This window comes from Salmonella sp. SA15303, assembly GCF_029962125.1.
In the GTDB taxonomy this organism is placed as follows: Bacteria; Pseudomonadota; Gammaproteobacteria; order Enterobacterales; family Enterobacteriaceae; genus Salmonella; species Salmonella enterica.
In genome coordinates this window covers 4,500,009-4,522,013 of the sequence record NZ_CP123924.1, presented here as the reverse complement: position 1 = coordinate 4,522,013, position 22,005 = coordinate 4,500,009, and the positions used below count along the sequence as shown (strand labels likewise).

Below are 22,005 nucleotides of genomic sequence, written 5' to 3'. Positions count from 1 at the left end.
CCGTGAAAGATTTATTAAAGTTTCTGAAAGCGCAGACTAAAACCGAAGAGTTTGATGCGATCAAAATTGCTCTGGCTTCGCCAGACATGATCCGTTCATGGTCTTTCGGTGAAGTTAAAAAGCCGGAAACCATCAACTACCGTACGTTCAAACCTGAGCGTGACGGCCTTTTCTGCGCCCGTATCTTTGGGCCGGTAAAAGACTACGAGTGCCTGTGCGGTAAGTACAAGCGCCTGAAACACCGTGGTGTTATTTGTGAGAAGTGCGGCGTTGAAGTGACCCAGACCAAAGTACGCCGTGAGCGTATGGGCCACATCGAGCTGGCGTCTCCGACTGCTCACATCTGGTTCCTGAAATCGCTGCCGTCCCGTATCGGTCTGCTGCTCGATATGCCGTTGCGCGATATCGAACGCGTACTGTACTTCGAATCTTATGTGGTTATCGAAGGCGGTATGACCAACCTGGAACGTCAACAGATCCTGACTGAAGAGCAGTATCTGGACGCGCTGGAAGAGTTCGGTGACGAATTCGACGCGAAGATGGGTGCGGAAGCTATCCAGGCCCTGCTGAAGAGCATGGATCTGGAGCAAGAGTGTGAAACTCTGCGCGAAGAGCTGAACGAAACCAACTCCGAAACCAAGCGTAAGAAGCTGACCAAGCGTATCAAACTGCTGGAAGCCTTCGTACAGTCTGGCAACAAGCCAGAGTGGATGATCCTGACCGTTCTGCCGGTTCTGCCGCCAGATCTGCGTCCGCTGGTTCCGCTGGATGGTGGTCGTTTCGCGACTTCTGACCTGAACGATCTGTATCGTCGCGTCATTAACCGTAACAACCGTCTGAAGCGTCTGCTGGATCTGGCTGCGCCGGACATCATCGTACGCAACGAAAAACGTATGCTGCAGGAAGCGGTCGACGCCCTGCTGGATAACGGTCGTCGCGGGCGTGCGATCACCGGTTCTAACAAACGTCCTCTGAAATCTTTGGCCGACATGATCAAAGGTAAGCAGGGTCGTTTCCGTCAGAACCTGCTCGGTAAGCGTGTTGACTACTCCGGTCGTTCTGTAATCACCGTAGGTCCATACCTGCGTCTGCATCAGTGCGGTCTGCCGAAGAAAATGGCGCTGGAGCTGTTCAAACCGTTCATCTACGGCAAACTGGAACTGCGAGGACTCGCCACCACCATCAAAGCCGCGAAGAAAATGGTTGAGCGCGAAGAAGCTGTCGTTTGGGATATCCTGGACGAAGTTATCCGCGAACACCCGGTACTGCTGAACCGTGCACCAACACTGCACCGTCTGGGTATCCAGGCATTTGAACCGGTACTGATCGAAGGTAAAGCTATCCAGCTGCACCCGCTGGTTTGTGCGGCATATAACGCTGACTTCGATGGTGACCAGATGGCTGTTCACGTACCGCTGACGCTGGAAGCCCAGCTTGAAGCGCGTGCGCTGATGATGTCTACCAACAACATCCTGTCTCCGGCGAACGGCGAGCCTATCATCGTTCCGTCTCAGGACGTGGTATTGGGTCTGTACTACATGACCCGTGACTGTGTTAACGCCAAAGGCGAAGGCATGGTGCTGACTGGCCCGAAAGAAGCTGAGCGTATCTATCGCGCAGGTCTGGCCTCTCTGCATGCGCGCGTTAAAGTGCGTATCACTGAATATGAAAAAGATGAAAACGGCGAATTCGTTGCGCACACCAGCCTGAAAGACACGACCGTTGGTCGCGCCATTCTGTGGATGATCGTACCGAAAGGTCTGCCTTTCTCCATCGTCAACCAGGCGCTGGGCAAGAAAGCGATCTCCAAAATGCTGAACACTTGCTACCGTATTCTGGGCCTGAAACCGACCGTTATTTTTGCGGACCAGACGATGTACACCGGCTTTGCTTATGCAGCGCGTTCAGGTGCGTCCGTTGGTATTGATGACATGGTCATCCCGGAGAAAAAACACGAGATCATTTCTGAAGCGGAAGCTGAAGTTGCTGAGATCCAGGAGCAGTTCCAGTCCGGTCTGGTAACCGCTGGCGAACGCTATAACAAAGTTATCGATATCTGGGCTGCGGCAAACGATCGTGTATCCAAAGCGATGATGGATAACCTGCAAACCGAAACCGTGATTAACCGTGACGGCCAGGAAGAGCAGCAGGTCTCCTTCAACAGCATCTATATGATGGCCGACTCCGGTGCGCGTGGTTCTGCGGCACAGATTCGTCAGCTGGCAGGTATGCGTGGTCTGATGGCGAAGCCGGATGGCTCCATCATCGAAACGCCAATCACCGCGAACTTCCGTGAAGGTCTGAACGTACTCCAGTACTTCATCTCCACCCACGGTGCTCGTAAAGGTCTGGCGGATACCGCACTGAAAACTGCGAACTCCGGTTATCTGACCCGTCGTCTGGTTGACGTCGCGCAGGATCTGGTGGTGACCGAAGATGACTGTGGTACGCACGAAGGTATCCTGATGACCCCGGTTATCGAGGGTGGCGACGTGAAAGAGCCGCTGCGTGACCGCGTTCTGGGCCGTGTGACAGCAGAAGATGTGCTGAAACCGGGTACCGCGGACATTCTGGTTCCACGCAACACGCTGCTGCACGAACAGTGGTGTGACCTGCTGGAAGCAAACTCCGTTGACGCCGTTAAAGTGCGTTCCGTTGTATCCTGCGACACCGACTTTGGTGTATGTGCGCACTGCTATGGTCGTGACCTGGCGCGTGGCCACATCATCAACAAAGGTGAAGCTATCGGCGTTATCGCGGCACAGTCCATCGGTGAACCGGGTACACAGCTGACGATGCGTACCTTCCACATCGGTGGTGCGGCATCGCGTGCGGCTGCTGAATCCAGCATCCAGGTGAAAAATAAAGGTAGCATCAAGCTCAGCAACGTGAAGTCGGTTGTGAACTCCAGCGGTAAACTGGTTATCACTTCCCGTAACACCGAACTGAAGCTGATCGACGAATTCGGTCGTACCAAAGAGAGCTATAAAGTGCCTTATGGCGCTGTCATGGCGAAAGGTGATGGCGAGCAGGTTGCCGGCGGCGAAACCGTGGCAAACTGGGACCCGCACACCATGCCGGTTATCACCGAAGTGAGTGGTTTCATCCGCTTCACTGACATGATCGACGGTCAGACCATTACGCGTCAGACCGACGAACTGACCGGTCTGTCTTCGCTGGTGGTTCTGGATTCGGCTGAACGTACTACCGGTGGTAAAGATCTGCGTCCGGCGCTGAAAATCGTTGATGCTCAGGGTAATGACGTTCTGATCCCGGGTACCGATATGCCTGCGCAGTACTTCCTGCCGGGTAAAGCGATTGTGCAGCTGGAAGATGGCGTACAGATCAGTTCTGGTGACACCCTGGCGCGTATTCCGCAGGAATCCGGCGGTACCAAGGATATCACCGGTGGTCTGCCGCGCGTTGCGGATCTGTTCGAAGCGCGTCGTCCGAAAGAGCCGGCAATCCTTGCTGAAATCGCAGGTATCGTTTCCTTCGGTAAAGAAACCAAAGGCAAACGTCGTCTGGTGATTACGCCGGTTGATGGTAGTGACCCGTACGAAGAGATGATTCCGAAATGGCGTCAGCTCAACGTGTTCGAAGGGGAACGTGTAGAACGTGGTGATGTGATTTCCGACGGTCCGGAAGCGCCGCACGATATTCTGCGTCTGCGTGGTGTTCATGCTGTGACGCGTTACATCGTTAACGAAGTCCAGGATGTATACCGTCTGCAGGGCGTTAAGATTAACGATAAACACATCGAAGTTATCGTTCGTCAGATGCTGCGTAAAGCGACCATCGAAAGCGCCGGTAGTTCCGACTTCCTGGAAGGCGAACAGGTTGAATACTCTCGCGTCAAGATCGCTAACCGCGAGCTGGAAGCGAATGGCAAAGTGGGGGCTACCTTCTCCCGCGATCTGCTGGGTATCACCAAAGCGTCTCTGGCAACCGAATCGTTCATCTCTGCCGCATCGTTCCAGGAGACCACGCGTGTCCTGACCGAAGCAGCCGTTGCGGGTAAACGCGACGAACTGCGCGGCCTGAAAGAGAACGTTATCGTGGGTCGTCTGATTCCGGCCGGTACCGGTTATGCGTACCACCAGGATCGTATGCGCCGTCGCGCCGCGGGCGAGCAGCCAGCAACACCGCAGGTGACTGCGGAAGATGCATCTGCCAGCCTGGCAGAACTGCTGAACGCAGGTCTGGGCGGTTCTGATAACGAGTAATCGTTAAATGGTGGAGGGGTATTTATCCCTCCACCAGCTTCATGCTGGATACCGAATTCCGGGTCGCTTGCCTACAAGGAAAGAAAATGCCAGCGATTATTTCATTAATCTATTTAATGTTTAGTCTTTTGGTATTTACAAAAAAGATAACCATTTCAAACGTTCTGTCCGCTTTTTTATTGTTTCTATCGTTATATATACTTCACCATAAATCATTACTTATATTTATTTATTGTCTTATTATTATTGTCGCCACCGCTATTCTTCATCGAGTCAAAACCAGCGCGGATAAAAAAGCCGTATTTTATTTTTCAATGCCATGCTGGCTCTTGGTTTTATCTGTAATTATAAATATTAATGAATAAATGAATTATTTTTCCATGACTCTTGTTTCTCGTATTATTGGTGAAAACTCACTATCACTGGTTATATGAATAAATTGTCCAGTTTTTGCATTATATTTTGCCATCGCACAGGGAAGACTATTACCGCCGTTAGCCATAACAAATTTTGCTTTTGTATTACGATAAATATTGACGCCAGGAATGGGGTCCTGACCGAATGTATAAGGCGTTGGGACACTTACATTATGTTTTTCTGAGAACCACTTTGGTAACTTCCCACCAAAACCATCAATCGGGGTGATGAATGTAGAAAATCCACAATACTCAAAATTGAAAGTTTTTTTACCATTGGGTTTGGTTTTTTCTGTAACATTGAGTCCAAATGCGACTTTAAATTTATCCCATAAATCTAAGTTATTAAAGTCTATTGGCTCGCCATTATAAAATACCTGCTGTTCATACATTAAATGATAAACCTGTTTTATTGGTTGTTTACGCGGGAAATTTTAAATCATTAAATGAAGCATTTAATTCCATTAAGGTCTTTGTTTTACCTTATTACAGGAATTATAAATATGATGTCATTTCTGGAATAAAAATAAAGTTAACAAGCTATTTATTTAATTGCTCACTAGTAGGGTATTTATGTATCCACCGGTTAATGCTTAATTTAGCATCTTTTAGCTGACAGCGATTGCAACGCTAAAAAACATGTGCTAATAATCATCATGTAAAATATGTAATGAAGTAAGCATGGAGCATTTAATTGTTATGATTCCACCATTAAATAGATATGTTCCCGCGCTTTCAAAAAATGAATTGGTTAAAACTGTTACCAACAGGGGCATTCAGTTTACAAGTTTTAATGGAAAAGATTATCCCTTGTGCTTTTTAGATGAGAAAACCCCTCTTCTTTTCCAGTGGTTTGAGCGGAATCCTGCTCGCTTTGGGAAAAATGATATACCTATAATTAACACAGAGAAAAACCCCTACCTTAACAATATCATTAAAGCAGCAACAATTGAAAAAGAACGTCTTATAGGTATTTTTGTAGATGGTGATTTTTTTCCAGGACAAAAGGATGCTTTTTCAAAACTTGAGTATGACTATGAAAACATAAAAGTCATATATAGAAATGATATTGACTTTAGCATGTACGATAAAAAATTATCAGAAATTTATATGGAAAATATTTCTAAGCAAGAGTCCATGCCAGAAGAAAAAAGGGATTATCATTTACTGCAGCTATTAAAAAAAGAATTGAGTGATATTCAAGAGGATAATGATTCATTAATTAAATCTTACTTACTGGATAAAGGCCATGGATGGTTTGATTTTTACAGGAATATGGCTATGTTAAAGGCTGGTCAGTTATTTTTGGAGGCGGATAAGGTTGGGTGTTATGATTTATCAACAAATAGTGGGTGTATATATCTCGATGCTGATATGATTATCACGGAAAAACTGGGGGGTATATATATTCCGGATGGAATCGCTGTTCATGTAGAAAGGATAGATGGCCGTGCTTCTATGGAGAACGGGATAATAGCTGTTGATCGCAATAACCACCCGGCTTTACTTGCTGGATTGGAAATAATGCATACTAAATTTGATGCTGATCCCTATTCCGATGGTGTATGTAATGGAATTAGAAAACATTTTAATTATTCTTTAAATGAAGATTATAATTCTTTTTGCGATTTTATTGAGTTTAAGCATGATAACATTATAATGAATACCAGTCAGTTTACGCAAAGTTCATGGGCTAGGCATGTGCAGTAGTGGAAATGGCAATAATCATGCTATTGAATACATAAAATATTGGCATAAACTATCAAGTTTCGGCGAAAAAATATTTTATGCTCAGTTTTCTCTACTACAGCCAACTTTAAAATCGCAGTGCTGTTCAGAACGGACATAAAAAAACGGGAGGTCGATAACAATCTCCCGTTTTTCGCATTACGTACTCGTTCGTGAAATACTAATGCGTTTACATACGGGTTCACCGCGTTTGCGAAGCGCGCCCCAGCCAACTGTCCCAGTCTTTCCAGACGGGCTGCAATCCTTGCGCGCTTAACGCGCTTGCTACTGTTTCAGGCCGACGGGCATCGTGGGGAGAAAACTGCTCCAGTTCCGGATGATCGTCAGCGTAGCCGCCGGGCTGCGTTTTCGAGAAGGCGCTGACGTTGTTGATTGCCAGAGGAATCACATGGTCACGGAACCAGGGCGATTCGCGGGTGGAGAGTGAGAGCTCAATTTCTGGCGCCAGTAAACGAAACGCGCAAATGGTTTGCACCAGTTGCTTTTCATCCATCACAGATGCGGGTTCCACACCGCCAGTACACGGACGCAGACGCGGGAAGGAAACAGAATAGCGACTCTGCCAATAGTGTTTCTGCATCCACAACAGATGCTCCGCCACCATATAGCAATCAACCCGCCAGCTGTCGGAAAGCCCGATTAGCGCGCCTAAACCAATTTTGTCGATACCTGCCCGGCCTAACCGATCCGGCGTTTCCAGCCGCCAGAAAAAGTCCTGTTTCTTTCCCTTCAGGTGATGCTGTGCATAGATTGCCTCATGGTAAGTTTCCTGATAAACCATCACGCCATCGATCCCCAGCGTTTTGAGCTCCGCGTAGTTTTCTTGCGACAAGGGCTGGACTTCCATCTGTAATGATGAAAATTGGCGACGAATGGCCGGGAGATGGCGGCGGAAATAGTCCATGCCGACTTTGGCCTGATGTTCGCCGGTGACCAACAGCAGATGTTCAAAACCCAGCTCACGGATAGCTGAGCACTCGCGGGCAATTTCAGCCTCATCCAGCGTCTTACGCTTAATGCGGTTGCTCATCGAGAAGCCGCAGTAGGTGCAGTCGTTGGCACAGAGGTTTGAGAGATAAAGCGGCACGTAGAAACTGACGGTGTTGCCAAAGCGTTGTCGGGTCAGCCTTTGTGCCCGCTGCGCTATCGGTTCCAGATAATCGGCGGCGGCGGGGGAGAGCAACGCCATCAAATCGTCCCGGCTAAGATGCGCGGCGTTCAGCGCGCGCTCCACGTCGGCGGCAGTTTTACCGTTGATGCGCAGGCGAATATCGTCCCACTCCAGTTGCCGCCAGCGGTCGGTGAAGGTTTTCATGCCAGGGCCTCCAGAAAGCCGGTGAGCGGGCTGGTGGCGCTGGCGTAGGTGCTACGATTCCCCGGCACCGCCTGACGCGCCAGTAATCCGGCTTCCACCGCCAGACGGAAAGCGGTTGCCATCATCACCGGATCGTCCGCCACGGCAATCGCCGTGTTGACCAGTACCGCATCAGCGCCCATTTCCAGCGCCTGCGCCGCATGGCTGGGCACGCCGATCCCGGCGTCGACCACCACCGGCACGGTGGCCTGCTGGATAATAATCTCCAGCATGGTTTTGGTTTCCAGCCCCTGATTCGAACCGATAGGCGCGCCAAGCGGCATCACCGCCGCGCAGCCGACCTCTTCCAACCGCTTGCACAACACCGGATCCGCGCCGCAGTAGGGCAGCACCACAAAACCCTGCTTCACCAGCGCCTCGGCGGCTTTTAGCGTTTCGATCGGATCCGGCAATAGCCAGCGGGCGTCCGGGTGGATTTCTAATTTCAACCAGTTTGTGCCCAGCGCTTCACGCGCCAGCTGGGCGGCGAAGATCGCCTCTTCAGCGGTTTTCGCCCCGGAGGTATTGGGCAGCAGCGTGACGCCCGCTTCAATGAGCGGCGCCAGAATCGCATCGTTGTGCTGGCGCAGGTCCACGCGCTTCATCGCCAGCGTCACCAACTGGCTGCCGGAGGCGCGAATCGCCTCGACCATCAGCTGCGACGAAGCAAATTTTCCGGTACCGGTGAACAGATGTGAATCAAACGTTTTGTCGGCAATACGTAACATATCAACCCCCTGCAATAACCTGAAAAAACAGGATCTGGTCGCCTTCCTGCACGATTTGCTGTTCCCACTGCTCGCGCGGCAGGATCTGCTGATTGAGCGCCAGCGCCGCGCCCGGTTTAAGCTGATTGAGTTGCGTGAGCAGCTCACTGACGGTTTGCCCTGCGGCGCACTGCATCGGTTCATCATTGAACTGAATCTGCATGTTGCCCTCCGCAGACCGGACAGCCGCTGGCACGACGCAGCGCCAGGCTGCGCCACTGGCTGGTTTTACCGTCAAACAGGCGTAGCTCGCCGCTTGGCGTTTCCATCCCGCTGAGTAATTTGATTGCCTCCAGCGCCTGCAAAGTGCCCATCACGCCAACAACCGGTCCGACGATACCGGCGGTACGGCAGTTGCGTTCAGGCTCGACATCGTCCGGCCACAGGCAGCGGTAACAGCCTTGTTCCCACGGTGGTGTGAGGACCATTAGCTGGCCGCCAAAGCCGACGGCGCTGGCGGAAATTAACGGAGTGTTGAGCGCCACACAGGCGGCGTTAATCTCCTGGCGCGTGGCCATGTTATCGGTACAGTCGAGCACTACGTCGGCGTGTGCTACCGCGTTTTTAAGCACATCGCCAGTCAGACGTTGTTGCAATACGATCAGCTTGCTACCGGGGTTGAGCTGCGCCAGCCGTAGTTTTGCCGCCTGCGCCTTCGGGTGGGCGATATCGTCGGTGGTGAACAGAATTTGCCGCTGGAGATTGCTCAAGTGAACATCGTCATCGTCTACCAGCGTTAGTTTGCCGATGCCTGCTCCCGCCAGATACAGCGCGGCAGGCGAACCCAATCCGCCTAAGCCGACAATCAATACATGGCTATTGAGCAACTTTTGCTGGCCTTCAATCGCGATATCGCCGAGCAGGATCTGGCGGCTATAACGCATAAAATCATGGTCATTCATCGCCGACTCCTGCGATTGCCAGCAGCTCTGCAGTGGCTTCACGCCAGTCTGCGGCCTGAGTAATAGCGCTGACCACGGCAATGCTGCCGACGCCGGTCGCCAGTACCGCCGGAGCGCGTTCAAGGCTGATGCCGCCAATTGCCACGGTCGGGTAATCCGCCAGTCGTTCAATATGACTGGCCAGCTGCGCCAGCCCCTGCGGGGCGGAAGGCATCTGCTTGGTTTGCGTGGGGAAGACATGACCCAGCGCGATATAAGAAGGCTTAGCGGCCAGCGCGACGTCTATCTCCATATCATTGTGGGTAGATACGCCCAAGCGTAAGCCCGCCGCCTGAATCGCTTTCAGGTCGGTGGTTTCAAGGTCTTCCTGACCCAGATGCACGCCGTAAGCGCGGTGCTTAATTGCCAGACGCCAGTAGTCGTTGATAAACAGACGGGCGTTATAACGACGCCCCAGCGCGATGGCAGCGATAACATCCGCTTCCACCTCTTCATCGCGCTTATCTTTGATACGCAACTGGATCGTGCGCACGCCCACCTCCAGTAGACGCTCAATCCATGCAACGCTGTCCACCACCGGGTAAAGCCCGAGACGGAACGGCACGGTCGGGAAATCAGGCTGATACATCAGACTTCCTCCCGCTTGAGATAGATTTCGCCGCCTTTGGCGCGGAAGTTTTCCGACATATCCGCCATGCCGACTTCAATGGCTTGCGCGGCGGCGTAATCGCGGACCTCCTGGCTGATTTTCATCGAGCAGAACTTTGGCCCGCACATGGAACAGAAGTGAGCGACCTTACCGGACTCCTGCGGTAGGGTTTCATCGTGATAAGCGCGGGCGGTGAACGGGTCGAGCGCGAGGTTAAACTGATCTTCCCAGCGGAATTCGAAGCGCGCTTTCGACATCGCGTTATCGCGGATCTGCGCGCCCGGATGTCCTTTGGCTAAGTCAGCGGCGTGGGCGGCGATTTTGTAGGTGATCAGCCCCTGCTTCACATCTTCTTTGTTTGGCAGGCCGAGATGTTCTTTCGGCGTCACGTAACACAGCATCGCGCAGCCAAACCAGCCGATCATCGCGGCGCCAATGCCGGAGGTGAAGTGGTCATAGCCCGGCGCGATATCGGTAGTCAACGGCCCTAAGGTGTAGAACGGCGCTTCGTGGCAGCTCTCCAGCTCTTCGGTCATGTTGCGCTGAATCATATGCATCGGCACGTGGCCCGGGCCTTCAATCATCACCTGCACGTCGTATTCCCAGGCGATTTTGGTCAGCTCGCCCAGCGTATGCAGCTCGGAGAACTGCGCTTCGTCGTTGGCGTCCTGAATGGAGCCGGGGCGCAGGCCGTCGCCCAGCGACAGGGAAACGTCGTAGGCGGCGCAGATTTCACAAATCTCGCGGAAATGTTCGAACAGGAAGTTCTCTTTGTGATGAGAAAGGCACCATTTCGCCATGATTGAACCGCCGCGTGAGACAATGCCGGTCAGGCGTTTGGCGGTCATCGGCACGTAGCGCAACAGCACGCCCGCGTGAATGGTGAAGTAGTCGACGCCCTGTTCGGCCTGCTCCAGCAGCGTGTCGCGGAACGCTTCCCAGGTAAGATCTTCGGCGATCCCGTTGACCTTCTCCAGCGCCTGGTAGATCGGGACGGTGCCGATCGGTACCGGGCTGTTACGCAGGATCCATTCGCGGGTTTCGTGAATATAGCGGCCGGTAGAAAGGTCCATTACCGTATCCGCGCCCCAGCGCGTCGCCCAGACCAATTTTTCCACCTCTTCTTCGATGGAGGAGGTGACCGCCGAGTTGCCGATGTTGGCATTCACTTTGACCAGGAAGTTGCGGCCGATAATCATCGGCTCGGATTCCGGGTGGTTGATGTTGGCGGGAATAATCGCGCGGCCCGCGGCGACTTCATCACGCACGAATTCCGGCGTAATGTTTTCCGGCAGGCGCGCGCCAAAGTTCATCCCCGGATGCTGGTGGCGCAGCACTTCACTGCGAATGCGCTCGCGGCCCATATTTTCACGGATGGCGATGAACTCCATTTCGGGAGTGACGATCCCATGGCGGGCGTAGTGTAACTGGGTGACGCGCTTGCCCGCTTTAGCGCGTTTTGGCGTCAGCAGGCCGGTAAAACGCAGATCGTCCAGGCCATCGTCGGCCAGACGTTCTCTGGTATAAGCCGAGCTACGGTCGTCTAATTCTTCGCTATCGTTACGTGCGTCAATCCATGGCTGGCGCAGTTTCGCCAGACCCTGCTGGACGTTAATCGCCACGTCAGGATCGCCATACGGCCCGGAGGTGTCGTACACCGGCACGGCTTCGTTCTCTTCAAACTGCGGGTTGTCTTTGCTGCCGCCGATGAGCGTGGGGCTAAGTTGAATTTCGCGCATCGGTACGCGAATATCATGCTGCGAACCGGTCACGTAGATGCGTTTCGAGTTGGGAAACGCGGTGCCTTCCAGCGTATCGATAAAATGCTGGGCTTTAGCGCGCTGCTCGCGGCGGGTTAACGTTGTTGTAGACATAGCTCATTCCAAAAAATTAAGGACGTGGCTTGTCAGACGACGGATGGAGTAATGGATGTGCGCCGCCTGTAAAGGCAGCAGCATAAAGCAGAATTACTCTTGTTCCCTTCGCAGGTATTAACCTGATCAGGTTCCGCGGATCCCGAATTAACGGTCTCAGCCTTTTCCACTTCATCCTTCGCGCTGCCTCTTCGTTGGCTTCGTCCGCTCACTCCATTCACTTACTTATGTAAGCTCCTGGAGATTCACCGACTTGCCGCCTTGACGCATCACGAACGCTTTTGTGGAAAATTAGCACTCCGACAAGATAACCGCCCCTCCGAAGAGGGGGCTGAAGTAAACTACCCGTTACTCGCGCAGAACTCAAGCGGGACGTTTGACTCTGGCGCCGTCGTGCATCGCGTCAAACACCAGCATAATCAGCTTGTCTTCCAGCACAAAGCGGGCTTCCAGCGCTTCGCCGATATCTGACAGAGCTTGTTGAAATTCGAGACAATTATCGTGATCGATGGCAGTTTCCAGGCTGGTGTCGTAATAATCCATAATGCGCTGCGTATTATCTTCCAGCAGCGGCCAGATTTTTGCCGCATGTAAAAGCTGACCGTTTCCTTCCAATTTATGGAGAATACGTTCATAAATACTGAAGTGCCCGGCGGAAAGGTAATCGACCAGGCTCTGACAAAAATTATCCAGCGCTTTTTCATTCAGCCGCATGTACGATTCTTTGCCAGGCTTAATGCCAACCAGGTTGTAGTAAGCCACGAGCAGGTGCTTACGTACATCCAGCCAGCGATCGACCAGTTTGTTGCTTCCGCCAACGCGCTCCGTCAGGTTTTCCAGCTGGTTTAGCATGATTGTCTCCGCAAGTTAGATAAAGGCTGCTCGCCATGAATGTAAAAATAATGTTAACAACATGCCAGTGAAGCAAAGGTAGTGCAAGAGCTATGGATCGTATAATTGAGAAATTAGATAGTGGCTGGTGGATCGTCAGCCATGAACAAAAATTATGGTTGCCGTATGGGGAATTACCACACGGGCTGGCGGCAAATTTCGATCTTGTGGGGCAGCGCGCACTCCGGATAGGTGAATGGCAAGGCGAGCCCGTCTGGCTGGTGTTACAGCATCGACGCCATGATATGGGATCGGTTCGCCAGATTATCGATCAGGATGCCGGGTTGTTCCAACTGGCGGGACGTGGCGTACAGTTGGCGGAGTTTTATCGGTCGCATAAATTTTGCGGCTATTGCGGGCACCCTATGCACCCGAGTAAAACCGAATGGGCGATGCTGTGCAGCCATTGCCGCGAGCGTTACTACCCGCAAATCGCCCCCTGCATTATTGTTGCCATTCGCCGTGAGGATTCGATCCTCCTTGCCCGGCACGTTCGCCACCGCAACGGCGTGCATACGGTACTGGCCGGGTTTGTTGAAGTCGGCGAAACCTTAGAACAGGCGGTCGCGCGAGAGGTAATGGAGGAGAGCGGGATTAAGGTGAAAAATCTGCGCTATGTGACTTCCCAGCCGTGGCCTTTCCCGCAGTCGTTGATGACCGCTTTTATGGCGGAGTATGACAGCGGCGAGATTGTCATCGACCCGAAAGAACTGTTGGAAGCAAATTGGTACCGTTATGACGATCTGCCGCTACTACCGCCACCGGGCACCGTCGCGCGCCGTTTGATCGAAGATACGGTGGCAATGTGTCGGGCTGAATATGATTGACATGTTACACTGGGCGCATCAACGCTAAAGGAATGTAAAAATGACCGAACTCAAAAACGATCGTTATCTACGTGCGCTGCTGCGCCAGCCCGTTGATGTTACGCCAGTGTGGATGATGCGCCAGGCGGGCCGTTATCTACCGGAGTACAAAGCCACTCGCGCTCAGGCGGGCGATTTTATGTCGCTGTGCAAAAATGCCGAACTGGCCTGCGAGGTCACTTTACAGCCGCTGCGCCGTTATCCGCTTGATGCGGCGATCCTTTTCTCGGATATCCTGACGATTCCGGACGCGATGGGCCTGGGGCTCTATTTTGAAGCCGGGGAAGGCCCGCGCTTTACGGCTCCTGTCACCTGCAAAGGCGATGTCGATAAGCTGCCCATTCCCGATCCGGAGGATGAACTGGGCTATGTGATGAATGCGGTACGGACCATCCGCCGCGAACTAAAAGGCGAGGTTCCGCTGATCGGCTTTTCCGGCAGCCCGTGGACGCTGGCGACTTACATGGTGGAAGGCGGCAGTAGCAAAGCCTTCACGGTGATTAAAAAGATGATGTACGCCGACCCGCAGGCGTTGCATCTGCTGCTGGATAAGTTGGCGAAAAGCGTCACGCTGTACCTCAACGCGCAGATTAAAGCGGGCGCGCAGTCGGTGATGATTTTCGATACCTGGGGCGGCGTGCTGACTGGCCGCGATTACCAGCAATTCTCCCTCTACTACATGCATAAAATCGTCGATGGCCTGCTGCGTGAAAACGACGGTCGCCGGGTGCCGGTAACGCTGTTCACTAAAGGTGGCGGTCAGTGGCTGGAGGCGATGGCGGAAACCGGCTGCGACGCGCTGGGTCTCGACTGGACGACAGATATCGCCGATGCGCGCCGTCGCGTTGGCCATAAAGTGGCGCTGCAGGGCAATATGGACCCCTCGATGCTGTATGCGCCGCCGGCACGGATCGAAGACGAAGTAGCGACTATACTTGCTGGTTTCGGTCAGGGAGAAGGGCACGTCTTTAACCTTGGACATGGCATCCATCAGGATGTGCCGCCAGAACATGCTGGCGCATTTGTGGAGGCAGTGCACCGACTTTCTGCGCAGTATCACAACTAAGGAGTTAGCATGGATCTCGCGTCGCTACGCGCTCAACAGATAGAACTTGCCTCATCGGTTTGCCGCGAAGATCGCCTGGACAAAGATCCGCCAGCGTTTATCGGCGGGGCGGACGTCGGTTTTGAGCAGGGGGGCGAGGTGACGCGGGCGGCGATGGTATTGTTGAAATATCCGTCGCTTGAACTGGTAGAGTACAAGGTGGCGCGTATTGCCACCACCATGCCGTATATCCCCGGCTTTCTCTCTTTTCGTGAATATCCTGCGCTGCTGGCGGCGTGGGAACAGCTCTCGCAAAAGCCCGATTTGCTGTTTGTGGACGGTCACGGTATTTCGCATCCGCGTCGGCTTGGCGTGGCCAGCCATTTTGGACTGTTGGTGGACGTGCCGACCATCGGCGTAGCGAAAAAACGGCTATGCGGTAAATTTGAACCACTTTCCGCCGAACCTGGCGCACTTAGCCCCTTAATGGATAAAGGCGAGCAACTGGCGTGGGTATGGCGCAGCAAGGCGCGCTGTAATCCGCTGTTTATCGCGACAGGGCACCGGGTCAGTACTGACAGCGCGCTGGCGTGGGTACAGCGCTGTATGAAAGGGTATCGCCTGCCGGAGCCGACGCGCTGGGCGGATGCCGTCGCTTCCGGGCGTCCGGCGTTTGTTCGTTGGCAAGAAATTCAGCGCTGATTCAGGTAAACTGCCGCTAATTTCCGATTCGAGATTCCATCATGTTACAAAACCCGATTCATTTGCGTCTGGAGCGGCTGGAAAGCTGGCAGCACGTTACCTTTATGGCCTGCTTGTGCGAGCGCATGTACCCGAACTACGCCATGTTTTGCAAGCAGACGGAATTCGGCGACGGACAGATCTACCGTCGCATTCTGGATCTGATCTGGGAAACCCTGACGGTGAAAGATGCAAAGGTCAATTTCGATAGCCAACTGGAGAAGTTTGAAGAGGCAATTCCGGCAGCTGACGACTATGATCTGTACGGCGTTTACCCAGCGATTGATGCCTGCGTCGCATTAAGCGAATTAATGCATTCTCGTCTTAGCGGCGAAACGCTGGAACACGCTATTGAGGTTAGTAAGACTTCCATTACTACGGTGGCGATGTTGGAAATGACTCAGGCTGGTCGGGAAATGACCGATGAGGAGCTCAAAACGAACCCTGCCGTTGAACTGGAATGGGATATTCAGTGGGAAATATTCCGACTTTTAGCCGACTGCGAAGAACGCGATATTGAACTGATAAAAGGGCTCAGGGCAGACCTGCGCGAGGCTGGTGAGAGCAATATCGGTATAAATTTTCAGCAATGACACCAGAAAACGTGATTTAACGTCTGATTTGTCGTGCCATAAGGCTTCCCTTATGCCCCCCGTCTGGTCTACATTTGGGAGGCGAAAAAAAGTGGCTATCGGTGCGTGTATGCAGGAGAGTGCTTTTCTGGCATTTCCGTCGCACTCGATGCTTAGCAAGCGATAAACACATTGTAAGGATAACTTATGAACAAGACTCAACTGATTGATGTAATTGCAGACAAAGCAGAACTGTCCAAAACCCAGGCTAAAGCTGCTCTGGAATCCACTCTGGCTGCTATTACTGAGTCTCTGAAAGAAGGCGATGCTGTACAACTGGTTGGTTTCGGTACCTTCAAAGTGAACCACCGTGCTGAGCGCACTGGCCGTAACCCACAGACCGGTAAAGAAATCAAAATCGCCGCCGCTAACGTACCGGCGTTTGTTTCTGGTAAAGCTCTGAAAGACGCAGTTAAGTAAGACGCGTAGCTGTGAACAGTTTTATCGAAGGGGCTCGTCAGCCCCTTTTGTCTGTCTGGCGTCGCGCGTTTCTGTTTTCTGGCGCGCTGTTGCTGACTGCCTGCAGTCATAACGCTTCACCGCCTCCGTTTACTGCCAGCGGCTTTGCCGGCGATCACGGCGCGGTGCGTATCTGGCGTAAAGATACGAACGATGAAGTCCATCTGCTTTCTGTTTTTAGCCCGTGGCATAGCGGCAGCACGACGACCAGCGAATATCGTTGGCAGGGTGATACGCTTTCGCTTATTGAACTCAATATTTACAGCAAACCGCCAGAACATATTCGCGCGCGTTTCGACGCTCATGGCGAACTCAGTTTTATGCAGCGTGAAGTCGGGGGGCAGAAGCAGCAGCTTTCCAACGATCAGATTGCCTTGTATCGCTATCGCGCCGAACAAATCCGTCAGACCAGCGACGCCTTGCGCCTGGGGCGGGTCATACTACGCCAGGGACGCTGGCACGCCGACCATACGGTAACCACCTGTGAAGGTGAAACGCTGAAACCGGATCTGGATTCCTGGGCAATAAGCCACATTGAGCGCCGCCAGAACCACTCATCGGTAGAGGTGAGCGTAGCATGGCTGGAGGCGCCGGAAGGATCGCAACTTTTGCTGGTGGCGAATTCAGATTTTTGTCACTGGCAGCCGCAAGCGAAAAGCTTTTGATGGAATATCGGATGGCGAAGCCGCCATTCGGCAAACATGCTTTACCAGTTTCCCATACCCATGTGACCGCCGCCGCGATGATAACCGCCGCCATAGCCGCCGCAACCGCCATAGCCCATTCCTGCGCCGCGTGGTATGCCAGCCTGCGCCATCGCGACATCCCGTTTCACGCGTTGCTCATCTAACTTCTGGCCTAATGACTCCATCTCTTTGGCAACCGCGTTAATTTTCGCAGTATCCGGCGAACTGGCGGTCAGTAGCGCGTTGTATTCATAACGTTTGGATATCAGTTGCTGGCGCAGCGCGCTGGTCTGCGTATAGTAATCATCATAAATCTTCTGCGCCGTCGCCTGCTGTTCCGTGGTTAACGGGCTACCTCCCTGTTGCCACATACCGTCATTGTTGCCCCAGTGATGCCCGGCGAAGGCGGCGCCGGAGCTCAGGGCCAAAAGAGAGAGGGCGATTAGCGCGATAGCTGATTTATTGTTCCGTTTCATTTTGCGTTCTCCTGTTGCTCATCTTATCCTCTCTCTTGCATCTTCCGTGCCAGGTAACTATTCCTTGTCGGGCAGCGAGTTAACCCGCCTCAGGCGGCAAAAAGCGAGTAAAAATGACTCGCATGACCCGCCTGGCGAGTCATTTTTACCCACTAGTATCCGAAAGGGTGTGCGACACCGCGCGGTTATGCGGAGCGAAGAATGGCATGATCTCTGCTTAAGTAAGGAAAATAAAAACGAGCCGGGGAAGCCTGTGAGTTTTATACGATTACATAAAGATGCCGCTGCAACGTGGTTGAGTCGACTGTTACCTGTGGCGATCTTCATTCTGGTGGGGCTATTTTCCATTATGGTCATTCGCGACTATGGCCGTGAGAGCGCTGCCGCCAGGCAGACGCTGCTGGAAAAGGGAAATGTACTCATTCGCGCTCTGGAGTCCGGCACGCGAGTAGGTATGGGAATGCGGATGCATCACGCGCAGCAGCAGACATTGCTGGAAGAGATGGCGGGTCAGCCAGGCGTGTTGTGGTTCGCCGTAACGGATGCGCAGGGGGTAATCATTACTCATAGCAACCCTGGCATGGTGGGCAAATCGCTCTATTCCGCATCTGAAATGCATCAACTAAACCCCGGGCCGCAGGAGCGTTGGCGGCGTGTCGACGTTGCTGCTAACGGCGAGACGGTGCCTGCGCTGGAAATTTACCGTCAGTTCCAGCCGCTTTTCGGTATGAGAGGTCACGGTATGAGGGGGCACGGCATGGCGCGTAGCGCCAATGACGACGAACCAGCGAAACAAACTATTTTTATTGCCTTTGACGCCAGCGAGCTGGCCGCGACACAGGCAAGGGAGTGGCGTAATACGCTGATTGTTTTGTCTGCGTTAGCGGCGGTGCTGTTGGCAACGTTACTGGCGTTTTTTTGGCATCAGCGTTATCAGCGCTCGCACAGAGAACTGCTTGATGCAATGAAGCGTAAAGAAAAGCTGGTGGCGATGGGGCATCTGGCGGCGGGCGTCGCGCACGAAATTCGTAACCCGCTCTCGTCCATCAAAGGGCTGGCGAAATACTTTGCCGAGCGCACGCCTGCCGGCGGCGAGTCGCATGAACTGGCGCAGGTGATGGCCAAAGAGGCCGACCGTTTGAACCGGGTGGTAAGCGAATTGCTCGAACTGGTAAAGCCCGCGCATCTGACGCTCCAGACGGTTAACCTCAATGATATTATTACTCACTCCCTGAATCTGGTCAGTCAGGATGCCCAAAGCAGAGAGATTCAGTTGAGGTTCACGGCGAATGAGACGCTTAAGCGTATTCAGGCTGACCCGGACAGGCTGACTCAGGTGCTGTTGAATTTGTACCTGAACGCTATTCATGCGATTGGCCGCCAGGGAACGATTAGCGTAGAGGCAAAAGAAAGTGGGACCGACCGCGTTATCATCACTGTTACCGATAGCGGGAAAGGGATCGCCCCGGATCAGTTGGAGGCGATTTTTACGCCTTATTTTACGACCAAAGCTGACGGGACAGGTCTGGGGCTGGCGGTGGTGCAAAATATCATCGAACAGCATGGCGGCGCGATTAAGGTGAAAAGTATTGAGGGTAAAGGCGCGGTCTTTACTATCTGGTTGCCAGTGATAGCGAGACAACAGGATTAACAAGGGTGATACGCGGAAAAATCGATATTCTGGTTGTGGATGATGATGTAAGCCACTGCACGATTTTACAGGCGCTGTTTCGGGGCTGGGGCTATAACGTCGCTCTGGCCTACAGTGGGCATGATGCGTTGGCTCAGGTGCGTGAGAAAGTCTTTGATCTGGTACTGTGCGATGTGCGTATGGCGGAGATGGACGGTATCGCCACGCTGAAGGAGATTAAAGCGCTCAATCCCGCCATTCCGATTTTGATTATGACGGCATTTTCCAGCGTGGAAACGGCGGTAGAGGCGTTGAAAGCCGGCGCGCTCGACTATTTAATTAAACCGCTGGATTTTGACCGTCTGCAGGAGACGCTGGAAAAGGCGTTGGCGCATACGCGGGAAACGGGCGCTGAATTGCCATCGGCGTCGGCTGCGCAGTTTGGCATGATTGGCAGCAGTCCGGCGATGCAACATTTACTGAATGAAATCGCGATGGTCGCACCATCAGACGCCACGGTATTGATTCACGGAGACTCCGGCACGGGTAAAGAGCTGGTGGCGCGGGCGCTACACGCCTGTAGCGCCAGGAGCGATAAACCGCTGGTCACGCTCAACTGCGCCGCGCTTAATGAATCGCTGCTGGAGTCTGAGCTGTTCGGCCACGAAAAAGGCGCGTTTACCGGCGCGGATAAACGTCGGGAGGGACGCTTTGTCGAAGCTGACGGCGGGACATTGTTTCTTGATGAAATCGGCGATATCTCGCCGTTAATGCAGGTACGTTTGCTGCGGGCGATTCAGGAGCGCGAAGTGCAACGCGTGGGAAGTAACCAGACGATATCTGTGGATGTTCGGTTAATTGCCGCTACCCACCGCGACCTGGCGGAAGAGGTGAGTGCCGGTCGCTTTCGCCAGGATCTCTATTACCGCCTGAATGTGGTGGCGATTGAAATGCCTACTTTGCGCCAGCGTCGGGAAGATATTCCGCTACTGGCAGACCATTTTCTGCGGCGTTTTGCCGAACGTAACCGAAAAGCGGTGAAGGGGTTTACGCCGCAGGCGATGGATCTGCTGATCCACTACGACTGGCCGGGCAATATCCGTGAGCTGGAAAACGCTATCGAGCGGGCGGTGGTGTTGCTGACGGGAGAATACATTTCTGAACGCGAATTGCCTCTCGCTATTGCCGCGACGCCGATAAAAACGGAATACAGTGGTGAGATCCAACCGCTGGTGGACGTCGAAAAAGAGGTGATTCTGGCTGCGCTGGAAAAAACGGGCGGCAACAAAACGGAAGCCGCCCGCCAATTGGGCATTACGCGCAAAACGCTGCTGGCTAAACTCAGCCGTTAGTTTTGCTCACGCTCAATGGCGCGCCAGCCGATGTCGTTACGGCTGAAGCTGCCGTCCCAGCGGATGTCGGTCATCAAGGCGTAAGCGCGTTTCTGCGCCTCAGCCACGGTGTGGCCCAGCGCGGTGGCGCACAGTACGCGACCGCCGCTGGTCAGCACACGGTCGTCATCGGCGAGTTTGGTGCCCGCGTGGAAAACCTTACCGTCAGCCACTTCTTCCAGCGGCAGGCCGTGGATCTCATCGCCAGTGTTGTAGTTGCCCGGATAACCGCCCGCGGCGATCACCACGCCTAATGAAGCGCGCTCGTCCCACTCGGAGGTTTTCTCATCCAGCTTGCCGTCGCAGGCGGCCAGGCAAAGATCCACCAGATCCGACTTCATGCGCAGCATGATCGGCTGGGTTTCCGGATCGCCGAAGCGGCAGTTGAACTCGATCACTTTTGGGTTGCCCTGCTTGTCGATCATCAGACCCGCGTACAGGAAGCCGGTATAGGTATTCCCTTCTGCCGCCATGCCTTTCACGGTTGGCCAGATGATCCGTTCCATGGTGCGCTGGTGGACTTCATCGGTCACCACTGGAGCCGGAGAGTAAGCCCCCATGCCGCCGGTGTTCGGGCCGGTATCGCCGTTGCCTACGCGTTTGTGATCCTGGCTGGTGGCCATCGGCAGCACGTGCTCGCCGTCGACCATCACGATAAAGCTCGCTTCTTCGCCGTCGAGGAACTCCTCAATCACGATACGGTGGCCCGCGTCGCCAAAGGCGTTGCCTGCCAGCATGTCATGAACGGCGGCTTCGGCTTCTTCCAGCGTCATCGCCACGATAACGCCTTTACCGGCAGCCAGACCGTCAGCTTTGATGACGATCGGCGCGCCTTTCTCACGCAGATAAGCCAGGGCTGGCTCAATCTCGGTGAAATTCTGGTATTCCGCCGTCGGAATCTGATGACGGGCGAGGAAATCTTTGGTGAACGCTTTGGAGCCTTCCAGTTGCGCGGCTCCTTCGGTTGGGCCAAAGATCTTCAGACCCGCCGCGCGGAACGCATCGACCACGCCGATCACCAGCGGCGCTTCCGGACCGACGATGGTCAGATCAATCTTCTCGTTCTGGGCAAAGCTCAGCAGCGCCGGAATATCGGTGACGCCGATAGCCACGTTCTGCAACGCGGGCTCCAGCGCGGTACCGGCGTTACCCGGTGCGACAAAAACGGTATCAACCAGCGGCGACTGTGCGGCTTTCCAGGCCAGCGCGTGTTCGCGTCCGCCGTTACCAATCACTAATACTTTCATGTTT

The 22,005-nt window shown here is 53.6% G+C and carries 20 protein-coding genes and 1 pseudogene; 11 read left to right on the top strand and 10 right to left on the bottom strand.

What is annotated here, in order from left to right; genetic code table 11:
- The first annotated feature begins 2 nt into the window (after positions 1–2).
- Positions 3–4,226, top strand: coding sequence for a DNA-directed RNA polymerase subunit beta' (gene rpoC / locus QEN31_RS22075; RefSeq protein WP_000653965.1), 4,224 nt, complete (start codon positions 3–5; stop codon positions 4,224–4,226).
- Positions 4,227–4,267: 41 nt separating this feature from the next.
- The gene (locus tag QEN31_RS22070; RefSeq protein ID WP_001576436.1) at positions 4,268–4,591 is read left to right on the top strand and encodes a membrane protein; all 324 of its coding nucleotides are present in this window, start codon (positions 4,268–4,270) and stop codon (positions 4,589–4,591) included.
- A gap of 5 nt (positions 4,592–4,596) precedes the next feature.
- Here QEN31_RS22070 and QEN31_RS22065 read toward each other — a convergent pair.
- Positions 4,597–4,943, bottom strand: a pseudogene (locus QEN31_RS22065) (cytoplasmic protein).
- Between the two features lie 380 nt (positions 4,944–5,323).
- Between QEN31_RS22065 and QEN31_RS22060 the strand changes: the two are divergent.
- Positions 5,324–6,352, top strand: a complete 1,029-nt coding sequence (locus QEN31_RS22060) for a type III secretion system effector arginine glycosyltransferase SseK1 (RefSeq protein WP_064239882.1) — start codon at positions 5,324–5,326, stop codon at positions 6,350–6,352.
- 220 nt (positions 6,353–6,572) lie between these two features.
- On the opposite strand, the gene thiH is transcribed toward QEN31_RS22060, so the two are convergent.
- The 7 genes from thiH to rsd form a co-directional block, all read right to left on the bottom strand.
- Positions 6,573–7,706, bottom strand: a complete 1,134-nt coding sequence (gene thiH / locus QEN31_RS22055; protein ID WP_095112593.1) for a 2-iminoacetate synthase ThiH — start codon at positions 7,704–7,706, stop codon at positions 6,573–6,575.
- Positions 7,703–8,473: a thiazole synthase gene (gene thiG, locus QEN31_RS22050; RefSeq protein WP_000944083.1), complete on the bottom strand. Its 771-nt coding sequence runs from the start codon at positions 8,471–8,473 to the stop codon at positions 7,703–7,705. The genes thiH and thiG overlap by 4 nt, the downstream gene beginning before the upstream one ends.
- 1 nt (position 8,474) lies before the next feature.
- Positions 8,475–8,675 carry a sulfur carrier protein ThiS gene (thiS, locus tag QEN31_RS22045; protein WP_001166830.1) on the bottom strand — a complete coding sequence of 67 codons (201 nt, stop codon included), beginning with the start codon at positions 8,673–8,675 and terminating at the stop codon, positions 8,475–8,477.
- Positions 8,656–9,414 carry a HesA/MoeB/ThiF family protein gene (locus QEN31_RS22040; protein ID WP_001749430.1) on the bottom strand — a complete coding sequence of 253 codons (759 nt, stop codon included), beginning with the start codon at positions 9,412–9,414 and terminating at the stop codon, positions 8,656–8,658. The genes thiS and QEN31_RS22040 overlap by 20 nt, the downstream gene beginning before the upstream one ends.
- A complete protein-coding gene (gene thiE, locus QEN31_RS22035) occupies positions 9,407–10,042 on the bottom strand; it encodes a thiamine phosphate synthase (protein ID WP_000284643.1) in 636 nt (211 codons plus the stop codon). The genes QEN31_RS22040 and thiE overlap by 8 nt, the downstream gene beginning before the upstream one ends.
- A complete protein-coding gene (gene thiC / locus QEN31_RS22030; protein WP_023250107.1) occupies positions 10,042–11,937 on the bottom strand; it encodes a phosphomethylpyrimidine synthase ThiC in 1,896 nt (631 codons plus the stop codon). Before thiC ends, thiE begins: the two co-directional genes overlap by 1 nt.
- Before the next feature lie 363 nt (positions 11,938–12,300).
- Positions 12,301–12,789 (bottom strand): sigma D regulator, encoded by a 489-nt coding sequence (gene rsd, locus QEN31_RS22025; protein ID WP_000934317.1) that lies wholly within the window; start codon positions 12,787–12,789, stop codon positions 12,301–12,303.
- A 92-nt stretch (positions 12,790–12,881) separates the two neighbouring features.
- On the opposite strand from rsd, the gene nudC reads away from it, so the two are divergent.
- From nudC to QEN31_RS21995, 6 genes are all read left to right on the top strand, one after another.
- On the top strand, positions 12,882–13,655 hold the full coding sequence (gene nudC, locus QEN31_RS22020) for an NAD(+) diphosphatase (protein ID WP_020839714.1): 774 nt from the start codon (positions 12,882–12,884) through the stop codon (positions 13,653–13,655).
- A 40-nt stretch (positions 13,656–13,695) separates the two neighbouring features.
- A complete protein-coding gene (gene hemE / locus QEN31_RS22015; protein ID WP_000137625.1) occupies positions 13,696–14,760 on the top strand; it encodes a uroporphyrinogen decarboxylase in 1,065 nt (354 codons plus the stop codon).
- Between the two features lie 9 nt (positions 14,761–14,769).
- Positions 14,770–15,441, top strand: a complete 672-nt coding sequence (gene nfi, locus QEN31_RS22010) for a deoxyribonuclease V (RefSeq protein ID WP_000362359.1) — start codon at positions 14,770–14,772, stop codon at positions 15,439–15,441.
- A gap of 41 nt (positions 15,442–15,482) precedes the next feature.
- Positions 15,483–16,073: a YjaG family protein gene (locus QEN31_RS22005; RefSeq protein WP_000940091.1), complete on the top strand. Its 591-nt coding sequence runs from the start codon at positions 15,483–15,485 to the stop codon at positions 16,071–16,073.
- A 186-nt stretch (positions 16,074–16,259) separates the two neighbouring features.
- A complete protein-coding gene (hupA, locus tag QEN31_RS22000; protein WP_001044509.1) occupies positions 16,260–16,532 on the top strand; it encodes a nucleoid-associated protein HU-alpha in 273 nt (90 codons plus the stop codon).
- Positions 16,533–16,543: 11 nt separating this feature from the next.
- On the top strand, positions 16,544–17,236 hold the full coding sequence (locus QEN31_RS21995) for a DUF1481 domain-containing protein (protein WP_001083930.1): 693 nt from the start codon (positions 16,544–16,546) through the stop codon (positions 17,234–17,236).
- A gap of 41 nt (positions 17,237–17,277) precedes the next feature.
- Here QEN31_RS21995 and zraP read toward each other — a convergent pair whose 3' ends face one another.
- On the bottom strand, positions 17,278–17,733 hold the full coding sequence (zraP, locus tag QEN31_RS21990) for a zinc resistance sensor/chaperone ZraP (RefSeq protein ID WP_000828129.1): 456 nt from the start codon (positions 17,731–17,733) through the stop codon (positions 17,278–17,280).
- A 253-nt stretch (positions 17,734–17,986) separates the two neighbouring features.
- Here zraP and zraS point away from each other — a divergent pair, with 253 nt between their 5' ends.
- Both zraS and zraR read left to right on the top strand, forming a co-directional pair.
- Positions 17,987–19,384, top strand: coding sequence for a two-component system sensor histidine kinase ZraS (gene zraS / locus QEN31_RS21985; protein ID WP_001533549.1), 1,398 nt, complete (start codon positions 17,987–17,989; stop codon positions 19,382–19,384).
- A 5-nt stretch (positions 19,385–19,389) separates the two neighbouring features.
- On the top strand, positions 19,390–20,715 hold the full coding sequence (gene zraR, locus QEN31_RS21980) for a sigma-54-dependent response regulator transcription factor ZraR (protein ID WP_064239884.1): 1,326 nt from the start codon (positions 19,390–19,392) through the stop codon (positions 20,713–20,715).
- On the opposite strand, the gene purD is transcribed toward zraR, so the two are convergent.
- Positions 20,712–22,001, bottom strand: coding sequence for a phosphoribosylamine--glycine ligase (gene purD / locus QEN31_RS21975; protein ID WP_000866771.1), 1,290 nt, complete (start codon positions 21,999–22,001; stop codon positions 20,712–20,714). The two genes, zraR and purD, sit on opposite strands and share 4 nt — an antisense overlap.
- Between the last annotated feature and the right edge of the window lie 4 nt (positions 22,002–22,005).